Below are 14,856 nucleotides of genomic sequence, written 5' to 3' on the forward strand. Positions count from 1 at the left end.
AGACGCTATCATGGACAGCTCCTTTGATGAATTTTATATGCAACGATGCCTGCAACTGGCGAAGTCAGGTGCAGGAAATGTGGCGCCCAATCCAATGGTAGGGGCTGTATTGGTGCATGAGGGCCGTATTATCGGAGAAGGTTATCACCAGCAATATGGTCATGCACATGCAGAAGTGAACTGTGTCAGGTCTGTCAAACCTGAAGATCAACCACTGATCCCTTCCTCCACCATGTATGTAAGCCTGGAACCCTGTGCGCATTATGGCAAAACGCCTCCCTGTGCTGAACTGATCGTTGCCCAGCGGATAGGTGAGGTGGTAATTGGTTGTGTGGATACTTTCTCACAGGTTTCCGGAAAAGGCATTGCTATACTGAAAGATGCAGGTATCACCGTGAGGACGCGTGTGTTGGAGGCTGCCTGCAGAGAGCTGAACGATCGCTTTTTTACCTTTCATGAACAACAGCGCCCTTATATTATACTGAAATGGGCACAGAGCGCTGCGGGCTATATGGCTGCTGCAGACGGATCTCCGGTGCGTATTTCGAACCCGCTGACAGACAGGCTGGTACATCGCTGGCGTAGCGAGGAAATGGGCATACTGGTAGGTACCAATACCGCTGTGTCAGACGATCCGCGGTTGAACAACCGCTACTGGACAGGCAAGGACCCGCTTAGAATAGTAATAGACCGGACATTAAAAACGCCCCGGCATTACCATCTGTGGAAAGATGCAACGCCAACACTGTTCATCACGGCGGAAGCTGCTTCACAGCAGGGGGAGATCGAAACGGTTACAGCCGACTTTGAAAAGGCGCTTCTGCCACAATTAATGCAGATTTTGCATGAGCGACGCATATTAAGTGTATTGGTGGAAGGAGGTCCTTATGTGCTGAACGAATTTATAAAAGCCGGCCTTTGGGATGAGGCTCGTGTGATCATTGGCAGTCATTCATTGCCGGATGGTGTGAATGCGCCTGTATTGTCTCATAGTTTACTAAGGGAAGAGACATCGCTGGATGGCGACAGGATATTATATTACCGCAACAGGAAGGAGGGAACAGTATAATGATCTTTCTGAGGCGCCCTATATGTATTTTAGTAGTGCTCTGTTGCTGCATCCTGACAACCTATGGCCAGACTGACAAATGGGTCGGTACCTGGTATATGGAATATAAGCCCTGGCCTACAACTGGTGGTATTAAAATGCAATTGCAGATAGGTAAACCTGAAAGGAATACGCTCTATCCCGCGCAGTTGAAGGTGCTTTATCCTCCTTTTTCCGGGACCTACGAAGTGTTACTGGCAAAAAAGAACGATAACCAGCTGGGCATTGGCCGCGGGAAATACCCAACTGAAGAAACGCCATTTCACCTGGGCGCCTGGATGCTTTACCTGAACGGGACATTGAACTACCAGGATAAAGGGGGACCAGAGCTCAGTCTTGAACGCATGTGGATCAATTCTCACGAGTTATATATGCAGGGGTTATATTCAGACGATGAAATGTACGCATATATGAAAGATCTGCTGCGAGAGCTACTTTCACGTAAGGATGTAGTATTGAAAAAAAAGAATAATACCCCCTGGCAACATAAGGACATACACAGGATCTTACACCCCGAGGGAGACTCCGTTTACTTTGGCATTTATGATAAAGTGGATGTGTACGATTCTATTGTACCGTTGTCGATCAGAGATGAAGATGCTATCGATAAGGATACTGTGACCTTGTTACATAACGGGAAACAGCTGCTGGACAAATCATTCATCAGTGGAACAGGAACAGTGTTACAGCTGCCGTTGGATACAGGTATCAATATTGTCACATTGTTTGCGGACAACTATGGCCGTCTGCCACCAAACACTGGTGCCTTTAAGATAAAGACGACTACGGGGACGTATATGTTTGACTTCTCTGACAGACCTAATATATATGCTACCTTCCTGGTTGCACAACTGAACCGTTTGCCCCGTCCGCCCGTTAAAGATACGGTGAAAATGCAGGAGACAGCGGTCCGAGCTACCACCGATATTCAACATATTCAGGGTCGCAATACAGGCCATCCTGTAAAGGATAGTATAAGGTCTTCGTTACTTAAGCCTGTCGATGATAAGCGTATCAGAGAGCGGCAGACAAGCCTGTTAGAGACCATAACAGTGCAACAGGCGGAGGTGACGCTGGAACTGTGGGATGATGCAGCCGAAGATGGAGATAGTATTTCGATACGAATGAATGGCCTGGAAGTTGTAACAGGTTTCCCGGTGAAACGGCAGCGGCAGCAATTGAAGGTGACCCTGCAACAGGGTGAGAACAAGCTGATCATGTTGGCCGACAATCTTGGAAGTATTCCTCCAAACACCGCAGTAATGAGAATTGTAGCAGGAGCGCTGAGAAAATATGTGACGATAAAGACAGATCTGAAGCAGAACAACATGTTACTGATCAATTACGAGCCGGAGGCAGATCTATCCGGCAAACAATAACAGCATGGAAGTTTATTTTACTATAGAAAAGACAGCAACCGCAGAGTTCAAAGACAGGGGCAGCAAGTTCCTGGCATATGCCTGGCCCGTGAAAACGGTAGATCAGGTAAAAGACTGTTTGCAGGAAGTGAAAAAAGAACATCCCAAAGCAACACATCATTGCTTCGCTTACCGGCTTGGCACTGACGGCCTGCAGTTCAGGGCCAATGATGATGGTGAACCATCCGGTACCGCTGGCAAACCTATTCTCGGCCAGATAGACAGTAAACAACTGACGGATGTGCTGGTAGTGGTAGTGCGTTATTTCGGTGGCACTTTACTGGGGGCGCCGGGTCTTATCAATGCGTATAAGATGTCTACAGCGATGGTATTACAGCTTATTCCCGTGGTGCAAAAGAATGTGGAAGCAAAATATTACTTGAGCTTTGACTATACTATTCTGAATGAGATCATGACTGTGTTAAAACAACAGAATTGCACGGTGTTCTCGCAGGAGTTACAATTATTCTGTGCGATGGAAATCGGCATTCCCAAAGCCGTGCAGGAGTTAACGTTGTTAAAGCTCAACGATATCAGGGGACTGGAGATAAAGAAGATCTGATATCAATTAAAAAGAGAGGTGTTACCCACCTCTCTTTTTATGTATTAATTTTTCCCGGAGAATCTTTCACTGACCACCAGGTCTTTACTTCCTTTTTCGTACTTGTAAAACCCTTCTCCGCTCTTAACGCCCAGGTAACCTGCAGTCACCATATTCACCAGTAAGGGACAGGGCGCATATTTCGGATTCCCGAAACCATCATGTAATACATGCAGAATAGAGAGGCAAACATCCAGACCGATGAAATCCGCCAGTTGTAATGGCCCCATAGGGTGCGCCATTCCAAGTTTCATAACGGTATCAATTTCATTAACGCCTGCCACGCCTTCATACAATGAATAGATGGCTTCATTGATCATCGGCATTAATATGCGGTTAGCGATAAAGCCGGGATAATCATTCACCACACAAGGCACTTTTCCGAGTTTTTCAGACAAAGCTACGATGGCAGTGGTAACGGTTTGCTCGGTAGCATAGCCGTTAATGATCTCCACTAGTTTCATGACAGGAACAGGATTCATAAAGTGCATGCCGATCACTTTACCTGCTCTTTTGGTAACCGCCGCGATCCGGGTGATGGAGATAGAGGAGGTGTTGGTGGCCAGAATAGCATCAGGAGAGGTATGCTGGTCAAGTTCCCTGAAGATCTTCAATTTCAGATCTACATTCTCAGTGGCTGCTTCCACCACCAGGTCTGCGGTTTTTACGCCCGCAGGAAGATCGGTGAAAGTAGTGACGTTCTGTAAGGTCTGGCGTTTGGTCTCTTCAGTGATAACTGCTTTCGACAGCTGCCTGTCAAGGTTCTTTTCAATTGTTTGTAAGGCACGTTCAAGCGCAGGGCCAGAAACGTCAATGAGGTTCACTTTAAAACCGTTCTGTGCAAATACGTGCGCAATACCATTTCCCATGGTACCGGCGCCGATGACAGCAATTTGTTGCATGGTGTATTGATTTAAGAGATAGCGCTAAGCCAGGTTAGTAACCATAGCTGTAATTTTTGTTGTTCTTACTCTTAAAGTCGCCCCGCTTCCAGGCCTGAATGAATTGAGCCCAGGCAAGGGGATTAAGAATATTTTGTGGTGCCTGCTGACCAGCATAATAGAGAGATTGCGCCTGTTTATTCAGGAACATGTTGGTCGCTTCGCGGGCATCCGGAGGTGTATAACGGGAAAGTGCGCGCATACGGGCCTCATCGGTATTTTTGCGGGCCAGCTCATATTCGTCATCCGGAATATCGGTACTGACGAAAGCCCTGTCGAATTCCTCTTTGGTAGGGTAAGGTTTAATGATAGTCACTGGCAGGTACGTAGTATCATCTACCAGCAGCTGTATCATGGAATAATTGTTTCCAGGCAGGTTTAAAGGGATCTTATAGTCCTTTTTCTTAAAACCTACTGCGCTGAAAGTAAGGGTATCCCCTTTAAATGCTACAATAGAGAACACACCCTGGTTATTGGATATAGTACCACGGTTCTGGCCCCTGACCAGGACACTCACTGCCGGCACAGCCCTTAAACTGTCTGCCGTCATGGTAATACCGGAAATCTGGATAATGCTGTCTTTAAACTGAGAGAACTGGGCTTTCAGCAGGAAAGGAAAAAACAGGAAAAATAGCAGTATGTAGGTACTCTTTTTATTCATGCCGCCTCTAAGATAAATTATTTGTTTTAAAACAGTAGCCATAGGATTGTGTTCCAGTCAATATAGATGATGAGTGGAAGGGAGATCGACAAAAACTATGACAGCGTCGACAAATTAAGTCGCAATTGGGTTAACTTTGCATTCTGGAATTAAAATTAACAACTATTTATGATCACTACGGAGCAGATATTGAAGGCTTTGAGCAATGTGGAAGAGCCTGATCTGGGGAAGGACCTGGTAACACTGAATATGGTCAAAGACATTGAGATTGATGGCAATAAGGTGAAATTTACCGTTGTCCTGACTACCCCCGCCTGCCCGCTGAAAGATCTGATCAGGAATGCTTGTGTGAATGCAATTCACCACCTTGTAAGCAAAGATGCGGAAGTTCAAGTGAATATGACAGCCAACGTAAACTCCAACAGGAAGGATGGCCGAAGTGTATTACCTAACGTGAAAAATATCATCGTTGTAGCTTCCGGTAAAGGAGGTGTAGGTAAGTCCACTGTAGCAGCTAACCTGGCCCTGGCCCTGTCTGAAGGCGGCGCCAAGGTAGGACTGATGGATGCAGATATTTACGGACCATCCGTACCCATTATGTTTGGTGTACGCGGTGAGCGTCCTATGATGGAGACTGTAGAAGGTAAAGGCATGATAGTCCCCCTGGAGAAACACGGTATCAAACTGATGTCCATCGGGTCGCTGATAGATGAGAAGCAGGCAGTTGTATGGCGTGGCCCTATGGCCAGCAGCGCCCTGAAACAGTTCCTGACAGATGTGAACTGGGGAGAACTGGATTACCTGGTAATCGACACGCCTCCCGGTACAGGCGATATCCACCTGACACTGGTGCAGACCGTACCGGTAACAGGTGTAGTTATGGTGACCACGCCGCAGGACGTGGCCCTGGCAGACGCTAAAAAGGGTATTGCTATGTTTGGCGGTTCCCAGATCAATGTACCTATCCTCGGTCTGGTAGAGAATATGTCTTATTTCACACCGGCAGAACTGCCTAATAACAAATATTACATATTCGGTCAGGAAGGCGGTAAACGTCTGGCAGAACAGCTGGAAATACCATTCCTGGGTCAGATCCCATTGGTACAGAGCATCCGGGAAGGCGGAGATGACGGAGTACCGGCGATGATAGGCGGAGACAATGCCACTAAACTGGCGTTTATGGGCTTCGCAAGCATGGTAGCCCGTAACATTGCTATGAGAAATGCCAATGTAGCCCCTACAAAGATTGTAGAAGTCTTTGTATAGGCCTTAAAACTATTTCAAAGAAAAAGCCATCCGCATGCGGATGGCTTTTTTCATTATAACAAGATGAAAATTATATTAAGAATGGCTTGCCACCAACCATAACTTCCTGGGTAGACTCATCGAAAGTGGCTTTCATGCCGGTGCGATAAGCGGCATTTGCCATGATGAGGGCAATAGAGTGGGAGTAGGCCGCTTCGATAGGCGCATTTGCCGGTTTGCGGTCACGTACGCTCTGCATCCAGTTACGCATATGTGCGTTGGTCAGCGGATCGCCTCCCATGTCGGCAGATGTAGCTACTTTAGTTTCGTTGGAAGTCAGGGTCATTTCAGGCAGCAGGTTAGCATGCATGCCCATTTCTTTGGCTTCTCTTTCTGTCAGGCCACCAGTTGGGCTTATCTTGTTCTTGTCGATATCGATAGTACCACCGTTAGAATAATACATTTCTTTGGTACCACCGGCGGAATTGGAGAACCTGGAGCTGTAAGCTACCTGGAAACCAGTGGTAGGATCATTCTGAGGACCATATTCAAATACCGCCGTGATCGTATCGGCATTGGAACGACCATCTTTCCACATGTAAATACCACCGTTAGCTACTGCGCTGCGCGGATGTTTCAGGCCGCTGAACCAGTGCACAGTATCGATCTGGTGGGTCATCCACTGACCGAAGATACCAGAGGAATAAGGCCAGAACAGTCGGTATTCCAGGTATTTGCGAGGGTCCCATTTGTCTTTTGGACGACCGGCCAGGAAACGTTGCCAGTCCACATCCGATTCGCGGATCTCATTTACCAGCGATGGTCTGCGCCAGCGGCCCGGTTGGTTTACGTTCCAGGTCATCTCTACCATAGTGATAGGACCGAATTTACCTTCATTGATGAATTTGTTGGCAGCATGGTAGCTGTCGCCGCTACGGCGTTGTGTACCTACCTGGAATATCTTTCCGGAGGCCTTCACTGCTTTCAGCGCTTTACGGGCGTCGTCCATGGTTTCTGCGAATGGTTTTTCGCAGTACACGTCCATTCTGTTGCCTACAGCCTCGATGGTATGATAGGCGTGCTGGAAATCGGCAGTAGCAATCACTACGGCGTCCAGGTCCTTCATTTTGTATAATTCATCATTGTTGATGCAGGCCTTTACTTCATGTCCCGCTTTCTTTTCCAGGAATGCCTTTCCTTCTTCACGTCTGCGATTCCAGATATCAGATACGGCAATCAGATCAAAGTTCAGTTCCTTGCTGTTGTTAAAGAAGCAGGGAAGTAAGGTCTGCCTCGCACGATCAGAAAATCCTACGAGTCCTACGTTGACCCTGTCATTGGCGCCCATAATACGCGCATAGCTGCTTGCGGGCAGTCCCATGGCACTGATTGTAACACCTGCGCCGGTGAGCAGGGATTCTTTCAGGAATTCACGACGTGATTTCATTCTATATAGATTTAAAGTTGTTTACTGTTATAAGCTGTTTTTATCTGGTTGTGCATATATTCCAGCGTAGGTTTTGCCTGTGTGGCCATATTGTCCCAGCGGCATTCAAGAGATATTCTGCCGGTATACCTGATGCTGGCCAATGCCGCTATATAAGGAGCTACATCGTCGCCGGTGGATCCGGGAGCCGTTCTTTTCTCCCTTTCTGCAATATGACAATGTACCAGGTTCTTCCTGGCCTTTTTGATCATATCGGGCGATTCATGCTCCTTCAGCATATGATAGATATCTGCAGTCAGTTTGAAATTGGGATGTTTTACAGCTGTTACGATAGCATCTGCTTCCGCCAGGGTATTCACAAAGTTGGTCTCCGTGCTGTTCAGATTTTCGATAGCGATCACACAATCGTATTTTCCGGCAACCACCGCCATTTTACGACACAGGTCGATAAACTGAAGGGTAGCGGTATCCTTATTATAATTATCCGGTAGCTTGCGGGAATTGCCGCTACCCAATACAATTAATTTAATGCCGGCCTGTTTTGCCCTGGCCATTACACCGTCTACATAGGTAAGTACCTGCTGCTCATTAACATTGCTGCCGGTCAGCCGGATCTCTCCCGGAAAAAAGACATTGCAGGCCTGCACCTTCACTTTCAATTTCCGCAGCTGTGCAAGCTGTAGCCTGAAAGTATCTTCCGGTATGGCGGGCGACAGCAATTTCTGGACACCTTCTTCAATGTAATCATACCCGGCTGTATATAGCAGACTGTCATTGGTGCGGGAAGTGGCAACTCCGACCTGTGGTACCTTCACTTGTGCATTCGATTGCAAAGCAGCAAGGAAGAGGGCTAAAAATAGTGACCTGTAATAGTTTTTCATATCAGTTTTTTCATGAACGCAGTGGTCAAAAGTTAGGAACTAATTTTTAGAAATCCAAATAGACGGGGTTGAGCGGTAGCTGGCCAAACGGCCAGATACTTTCAGATTCTTTTATTATATTTATATAAAACCGGAAACTGTATTCCAGAATTTGCTAATATTTCATTTCAAACGGCATTGCTTAAGTTTTACTTAACTTTGCGCCCCAAATCAATCTTTATGAACAGACAGGAACTGGTGAATCTGATTAAGGAGAGGCAATCTTATCTCTGTGTGGGATTAGACACGGATCTCCATAAGATTCCCCGCCATTTACTCTCACATCCCGACCCGGTATTTGCTTTTAACAAGGCGATCATCGATGCCACAAAGGACCTTTGCGTATCCTACAAGATCAATACGGCTTTTTACGAGTGTATGGGTATCCGTGGATGGGAAAGCCTGCAACGCACGGTTGAGTATATCCCTTCCGGCCTGTTTACCATTGCAGATGCCAAACGCGGTGATATAGGCAATACCTCCACGCAATACGCCAAAACATTCTTTGAAACATATAATTTCGATGCAGTGACCGTGGCTCCTTACATGGGCCGCGACAGCGTACTGCCATTTCTTTCTTTCAACGAGAAGTGGACCATCATGCTGGGACTGACCTCTAATGAAGGCAGCCAGGATTTTCAGTTACAGCAGTCTGGCGATGAATACCTTTACGAGAAGGTAATGAAGGCCGGCATGACCTGGGGAACACCTGATAACCTGATGTTTGTGGTAGGGGCCACTCAAACCGCCCAGTTAGGTTATATCCGTCAGCTGGTACCTGACCATTTCTTCCTGGTGCCCGGTGTTGGCGCTCAAGGGGGGAGCCTGCAGGAAATCTCTACACAGGCCATGAACAAAGATTGCGGTTTATTGGTAAACGCCAGCCGCTCAATCATTTATGCCGGTAATGGAGAAGACTTTGCCAACGATGCCCGCATCGCTGCCCAGCAGCTGCAGCAGGAAATGGCGGAGTGTCTCGAAGTAAATCAGTCACTGGCCAACAGTTAAGCAACTCTAAGCCACCAATAATGCAGTCCATAGTCAGTGGAATTATCCCGTATCGGGAATGTTCTTCAGACTATGGACTTTTTTTGTGGATGAAATCTTAAATTGGGAAGACTTATAAAACGTGTTCCACATGCTTAAAGACCTGTTTCAATCCCCCGATTATTTCCACATAGATGATTTGTTGACCGAAGAACATCTGATGGTACGTGATGCTGTACGGCAATGGGTGAAAAAAGAGATTTCCCCTATCATTGAAGATGCCTGTCAGCATGCCGCCTTTCCCTCGCACATTATTAAGGGGCTGGGAGATCTGGGTTGCTTTGGCCCGACCATACCACAGGAGTATGGTGGTGGTGGTATGGACCACATTGCTTACGGACTGATGATGCAGGAACTGGAAAGGGGAGACAGCGGGATCAGGTCTACCGCTTCTGTTCAGGGTTCCCTGGTGATGTATCCCATTTTTACCTTCGGCAGTGAAGAGCAAAAACGTAAATATCTGCCTAAACTGGCTTCGGGAGAATGGATGGGTTGTTTCGGACTAACAGAACCTGACTTCGGCTCCAATCCTTCCGGTATGATCACACACTTTAAAGACGCGGGGGACCATGTTATTCTCAATGGCGCCAAAATGTGGATCTCCAATGCTCCTTTTGCACAGATAGCTGTTGTATGGGCAAAGGATGAGGAAGGTGTTATCAGGGGTATTATTGTGGAAAGAGGAATGGAAGGGTTCTCTACTCCTGAAACAAAAGGTAAATGGAGCCTGAGAGCCAGTGCTACAGGTGAATTGGTATTTGATAACGTAAGTGTTCCCAAAGAAAATATCCTGCCCAATGTGAAAGGGCTGAAAGGACCACTTAGTTGTTTGTCTTCCGCCCGCTACGGAATTGCATGGGGAGTTACCGGTGCTGCGATGGATTGTTATGACACGGCTTTGCGATATGCGAAGGAACGCATCCAATTTGACAGACCTATAGCCGGTTTTCAGCTCACCCAGAAAAAGCTGGCCGAAATGGTAACGGAGATCACCAAAGCCCAGCTGATGAACTGGCGCCTGGGGGTTCTGAAAAATGAAGGGAAAGCTACGCCGGCCCAGATCTCAATGGCTAAACGTAATGCATGTGAAATAGCCACCAATATCGCCAGGGACGCCCGTCAGATTTTGGGCGGTATGGGCATCACCGGAGAATACCCTATCATGCGCCACATGATGAACCTGGAAAGTGTCATCACTTATGAAGGAACACATGAGATCCACCTGCTCATCACCGGACAGGATATTACCGGTCTGGATGCTTTTCATTGAGGCAATTGCCTATCTTCCGCAATAAATTTTTATACTGACTATGACGGACAGACGGGTCATCGTGCAACAGCTTGTTATTTTGTTTATTATACTCTGCGCCAGTGTTGACACTTTTGCCCAGCGATTGGCAACAGTGGAGGGAAAGGCGCAGGGCACCTATTATATCATCAAGTATCTTTCCGACGATACAACTTCCATGCAGCATGCGATAGATTCAGTTTTTGCAGAGATCGACCAGTCTTTGTCCCTGTATAAGCCAGGCTCTCTCATCAACCGTTTTAATGAAGGAAAAACAGTACATATGGACAATCATATGTACACCGTTGTGACGCGGTCATTACAGATCAGTAAGGCAACGAAGGGCGCCTTTGATATTACGGTAAAGCCATTGGTAGATGCGTGGGGATTTGGTGTACGCAAGCCTGCTGTACAGCAGGCCCCTGATGCTGATACTTTGAAGCGCATATTGAAATATGTAGGACACAGGTATCTATGGGTTTGGGGAGAGCAACTCCTTAGATTAAAGAAAGGTGTTGAGATTGATTGTAACGGTATCGCACAGGGATATACTTCAGATGTAATGGCCCGCTTGCTGGAACAGAATGGGATCAGTAACTATCTGGTGGATGTTGGCGGTGAATTGCGCAGTTGCGGCCATAATCAGCATGGGAAGATATGGACAGTGGGCATTGAACGTCCTGCTGCCAATGATGAAGCTTATCCCATGCAGGCTTTACTGGCGTTGGATGGTAAAGCGATTACCACCAGTGGCAACTATCGCCGCTTCTTTGATCAGGGAGGCACCCGCTTTGCGCATAGCATTGATCCCGCTACCGGAGAGGCATTGCATAGCAACATCGTCAGCGTGACGGTCATTGCCCGGGATGCAATAACTGCAGATGGATTTGATAATGCGCTGATCTTAATGGGGGTGGAAAAGGGGCTGGCATTTATCCGGCAACACCCCCGATACGGGCTGGAAGCTTACTTCATTTACAAGGATGCGAATGGTAAAATACAGGAACGTTTTTCCCCGGGTTTTGAACAACTGCTTATCAGATAAAAAAAGGTCCTGCAGTGATACAGGACCCTCCCTCGGAAAAGTGGTTTTTTATAGTATATGTATACTTAGTTAATATGCAATCTCAATCCCACGTTCGCCTGCACTGCGTTATAGCTCGTGATTTCAGCCAGTTTATATGGTGAATAGGTATACTGCACACTGGCATTGAACAATAACGGAGATCCCTTGCCAAAAGGAATATTAATGCCTATTTCAGGAGAAGCGGCAAACTGCCAGCTGTTATCTCTGTCTGTAAATTCACCCCAATATTTATTGTATAACATATTTACCGTACCAACGCCTACTCCTACATATGGAATAATGGCGGCATCAGGCCTGACCAGCTGGTACTGAACAGTGGCCAGTATTGGTGTAACCTCCAGCGTACGGGTTTGTACAGCCGAGATATCGCCGCTTTTTGTGGGATATACTGCTCGTGGTAACCGCTGATAAAACTGCTGGTAACCGCTTTGCAGGCCAATTGCAAACCTGTCATTGAGGTTATATTGAATGCCGGCTTTCCATCCACGGAAGCTGGTTTTATCTGAATAATCCTTCAACGAACCGAAGGGTTGTGCAACGGAATAATCTGCGTAAATGGATAAAGGAGAACGTACCTGTGCAAAAGCGGATTGTACTCCCAGGAAAGCGATCATCGTCAGTATCCAAAGCTTTATACTTTTCATCTCAGTCTCTTTAAAGTGATTCATTAATTGTTGTTTGCTTTCAGGTAGGTTGACTGTGCAAAAACTGCAGAAATCATACTGTCAACGTTATTGATGTTCCATACGCCGCTACCTCGTAACATGGCGTTCCATATAGCCATCAGCTGATTGTTCTTTGGATTTTTCAGGTCAACAATGTCGATAGAGACAGCACGCTCTTTCTGGTATACCTGGTAGTACGTAGGCCAGTAGTACCCATACCCTGGATAGCCCCAGTAAAACGGATCAAAATAGCCGCCTATACCGCTCCAGTAACCGGGATCGTAAATAACAGCACTGTAGGTATTGTCAATACGTGTAAGGTTTACTGCAAGATCCGGTTTGGCGGCCCTGCTCACCTGTGTGTACCCTCTTGCCGTCAGGGACTGCGTAACATCTGCGATGAGTTTTTTGTCATAGTCCGTCAGCGCACGTTCTTCTGTATTTGAGTTGGTGGCGACTGCTACGGAATCGGCAATACTAAAGGTTTTGTAGGACGTGAAATCAACACTGTCTGCACGGTTTGTTACATAGATCCTTGATTCATCTTCTGTCATATCCTTCAGCGGGTCTTTCCCACAACTACTGAATGACAGTACTACGCCCAATGCTGCGCTCATAAATAACATGACTCTTTTCATATTCACGGGTTTTTATTTGTTGTTCTTTCAACAGGTACGGGGAGGAAATGAGACGGGCTGTTATGTATCAGTATAACAGGAAGTGTGCCAACAGCTGGATTTGAAGAGCTGCACTACCTTTTAACGTATTTGAACTATGGATGTTACATAAAGTTTATCTGCGAAACGTTAAGGTATTCTTAAAATCAGGAGGGTGTTCGGAAATCACGGAGAGAGGAAATTCAGCTTGTTGCCTGTTTGAGGTCGGCTGAGATACCGCTGAGATACCGCAAAGCGGTACTTCAGTGAGCTGTTTTAATACAGAAAAACTTTACAGTTTATTGTGGATGATCAGCATTGACTTTACAAATGTAAGGACTACTTTGACAGGCACGTCAGCGTAAATGGGCTACCGGTTGCCTAAAAAGTATGTGAATGGAGCAAAGATCCTGGCAGGATCTCTTTTTCTTTCAGAATGGCCTTTAATTGCGTTGCAGAGGTAAAATGGATACCATCTATGCCACAGACTGCCGCACCGCGTATATTACGCTCATTATCGTCAATAAAGAGGGTTGAGGAGGCATCCAGTTCATAACGATTGATGAGCAGATTGTAAAATGCTGCGTCCGGCTTCCGGATCTTCTCCCGGCCGGATACTACAATGCCGTCAAACCATTGCAAAAAAGGATAATTCAGAAGGGCCAGCGGGAATGTCTCGTTGGACCAGTTGGTGAGGGCGTATAGCTTATATTGGTTACTTTCCTTTAGTTCCCGTAAAATATCGACTGTTTCTTCTATAGGCCCGCCCAGCATTTCCTTCCAACGGCCGTAATAGGCCCGGATCTCCGCCTCAAACTTCGGAAACTTGTCTACCAACATCTCCGTAGCTTCCTGGAGGCTCCTGCCGCCGTCCTGCTCTTCGTTCCACGCGGATGTACAGACGTGGCTCAGAAAAAAGTCGGTTTCTGCTGCTGTCGCAAAGATCTTATTGTAGAGATAACGGGGATTCCAGTCTATCAGCACGGCGCCCAGATCAAATACCAGATTGGAATAATTTTTTACAGCAACAGTCTTCATGTGGATAAAGATAATCTATTTTACAGATTAAGGAAAAATATAAATCGTTGTAGGTGTCAAAATATTCCGCCATTTCCGCTCCCGCATATCCCGGAATAACCTGATGGTTAGCAGGGAGATAGGCGGAATGATACAAAGAACCCTGTCCAGATCCACGCTTGGCTTTTGAAAATGATGGAACTGGTTTCAACTTCCGGTGAAAGGTTATGTTTCATAACGACCGGAAGAGCGATGATATTGCCCGCTTCTACCACGGGTATTTCGGCAGCTGGTTGACGAAACAGGGGATCAATTCACTATAGTTATCCTTCTACAGTGGTCGAACAGGCTTTCTATCGGCCTCATGCAAGCTTATTAAAAGATCACCAAAAGGATACTTAAAGGGCATTTATATATCAAATCGATATTGAAGTGACCTTTAGATGACCTTTTAATGACATTTTAGTAAGCTTTTACGTACCTTAGAGAAACGATACAGTAAACTTGTATTTATAACCTCAAAACGACCTTTTTATGGCCATTGTTAAAGACAATATCCTCATGCAATTGGTGCGGGGCACCCTCGGCAAACAAATCACGATCTACGAAAGGAACGGGCAGATCATTATGGCGAAGAAACGCGGCCCTTCAAAGAAAAAGCCTACACAAAAGCAGCTGGAGGCAAGGCATAAGATGACCATTGCTTCGATGCGTGCACATATCATGCTGGAGGATCCGGAAATAAAGGCTTATTA

14 protein-coding genes and 1 pseudogene are annotated in these 14,856 nt (G+C 46.5%); 8 read left to right on the forward strand and 7 right to left on the reverse strand.

Annotated features, from left to right (window positions below):
* Positions 1-10 precede the first annotated feature (10 nt).
* The 3 genes from ribD to C7475_RS31855 are packed head-to-tail and all read left to right on the forward strand — an operon-like array spanning position 11 to position 3,088.
* The gene (ribD, locus tag C7475_RS31845; protein ID WP_110057488.1) at positions 11-1,069 is read left to right on the forward strand and encodes a bifunctional diaminohydroxyphosphoribosylaminopyrimidine deaminase/5-amino-6-(5-phosphoribosylamino)uracil reductase RibD; all 1,059 of its coding nucleotides are present in this window, start codon (positions 11-13) and stop codon (positions 1,067-1,069) included.
* A 35-nt stretch (positions 1,070-1,104) separates the two neighbouring features.
* The gene (locus tag C7475_RS31850) at positions 1,105-2,487 is read left to right on the forward strand and encodes a hypothetical protein (protein ID WP_233260037.1); all 1,383 of its coding nucleotides are present in this window, start codon (positions 1,105-1,107) and stop codon (positions 2,485-2,487) included.
* A 4-nt stretch (positions 2,488-2,491) separates the two neighbouring features.
* Positions 2,492-3,088: a YigZ family protein gene (locus tag C7475_RS31855; protein WP_110057490.1), complete on the forward strand. Its 597-nt coding sequence runs from the start codon at positions 2,492-2,494 to the stop codon at positions 3,086-3,088.
* A 44-nt stretch (positions 3,089-3,132) separates the two neighbouring features.
* Here C7475_RS31855 and C7475_RS31860 read toward each other — a convergent pair whose 3' ends face one another.
* Both C7475_RS31860 and C7475_RS31865 read right to left on the reverse strand, forming a co-directional pair.
* Complete coding sequence (locus C7475_RS31860; RefSeq protein ID WP_110057491.1) at positions 3,133-4,029, reverse strand: 3-hydroxyacyl-CoA dehydrogenase family protein; 897 nt, start codon at positions 4,027-4,029, stop codon at positions 3,133-3,135.
* A 34-nt stretch (positions 4,030-4,063) separates the two neighbouring features.
* Positions 4,064-4,729, reverse strand: coding sequence for a carboxypeptidase-like regulatory domain-containing protein (locus C7475_RS31865; RefSeq protein ID WP_233260038.1), 666 nt, complete (start codon positions 4,727-4,729; stop codon positions 4,064-4,066).
* A gap of 168 nt (positions 4,730-4,897) precedes the next feature.
* Here C7475_RS31865 and C7475_RS31870 point away from each other — a divergent pair, with 168 nt between their 5' ends.
* Positions 4,898-5,995, forward strand: coding sequence for an Mrp/NBP35 family ATP-binding protein (locus C7475_RS31870; RefSeq protein WP_110057493.1), 1,098 nt, complete (start codon positions 4,898-4,900; stop codon positions 5,993-5,995).
* A gap of 70 nt (positions 5,996-6,065) precedes the next feature.
* On the opposite strand, the gene C7475_RS31875 is transcribed toward C7475_RS31870, so the two are convergent.
* Both C7475_RS31875 and C7475_RS31880 read right to left on the reverse strand, forming a co-directional pair.
* Positions 6,066-7,421 carry a Gfo/Idh/MocA family protein gene (locus C7475_RS31875; protein WP_110057494.1) on the reverse strand — a complete coding sequence of 452 codons (1,356 nt, stop codon included), beginning with the start codon at positions 7,419-7,421 and terminating at the stop codon, positions 6,066-6,068.
* An 11-nt stretch (positions 7,422-7,432) separates the two neighbouring features.
* Positions 7,433-8,302 (reverse strand): sugar phosphate isomerase/epimerase, encoded by an 870-nt coding sequence (locus tag C7475_RS31880; RefSeq protein WP_110057495.1) that lies wholly within the window; start codon positions 8,300-8,302, stop codon positions 7,433-7,435.
* Between the two features lie 219 nt (positions 8,303-8,521).
* On the opposite strand from C7475_RS31880, the gene pyrF reads away from it, so the two are divergent.
* From pyrF to C7475_RS31895, 3 genes are all read left to right on the forward strand, one after another.
* A complete protein-coding gene (gene pyrF, locus C7475_RS31885) occupies positions 8,522-9,349 on the forward strand; it encodes an orotidine-5'-phosphate decarboxylase (RefSeq protein WP_110057496.1) in 828 nt (275 codons plus the stop codon).
* A 130-nt stretch (positions 9,350-9,479) separates the two neighbouring features.
* A complete protein-coding gene (locus C7475_RS31890) occupies positions 9,480-10,658 on the forward strand; it encodes an acyl-CoA dehydrogenase family protein (RefSeq protein WP_110057497.1) in 1,179 nt (392 codons plus the stop codon).
* 40 nt (positions 10,659-10,698) lie between these two features.
* Positions 10,699-11,721 (forward strand): FAD:protein FMN transferase, encoded by a 1,023-nt coding sequence (locus C7475_RS31895; RefSeq protein ID WP_110057498.1) that lies wholly within the window; start codon positions 10,699-10,701, stop codon positions 11,719-11,721.
* Positions 11,722-11,786: 65 nt separating this feature from the next.
* On the opposite strand, the gene C7475_RS31900 is transcribed toward C7475_RS31895, so the two are convergent.
* The 3 genes from C7475_RS31900 to C7475_RS31910 all read right to left on the reverse strand — a co-directional run bounded on the left by C7475_RS31900 (position 11,787) and on the right by C7475_RS31910 (position 14,122).
* Positions 11,787-12,407 carry an OmpW family outer membrane protein gene (locus C7475_RS31900; RefSeq protein WP_158286668.1) on the reverse strand — a complete coding sequence of 207 codons (621 nt, stop codon included), beginning with the start codon at positions 12,405-12,407 and terminating at the stop codon, positions 11,787-11,789.
* Between the two features lie 23 nt (positions 12,408-12,430).
* Complete coding sequence (locus C7475_RS31905; RefSeq protein ID WP_110057500.1) at positions 12,431-13,066, reverse strand: DUF4136 domain-containing protein; 636 nt, start codon at positions 13,064-13,066, stop codon at positions 12,431-12,433.
* Positions 13,067-13,465: 399 nt separating this feature from the next.
* Complete coding sequence (locus tag C7475_RS31910; protein WP_110057501.1) at positions 13,466-14,122, reverse strand: HAD family phosphatase; 657 nt, start codon at positions 14,120-14,122, stop codon at positions 13,466-13,468.
* 513 nt (positions 14,123-14,635) lie between these two features.
* On the opposite strand from C7475_RS31910, the pseudogene C7475_RS31915 reads away from it, so the two are divergent.
* Positions 14,636-14,856 (forward strand): annotated as a pseudogene (locus C7475_RS31915) (hypothetical protein); the annotation flags it as partial.

The sequence above is a fragment of the Chitinophaga sp. S165 genome (assembly GCF_003182155.1).
Classification (GTDB): domain Bacteria; phylum Bacteroidota; class Bacteroidia; order Chitinophagales; family Chitinophagaceae; genus Chitinophaga.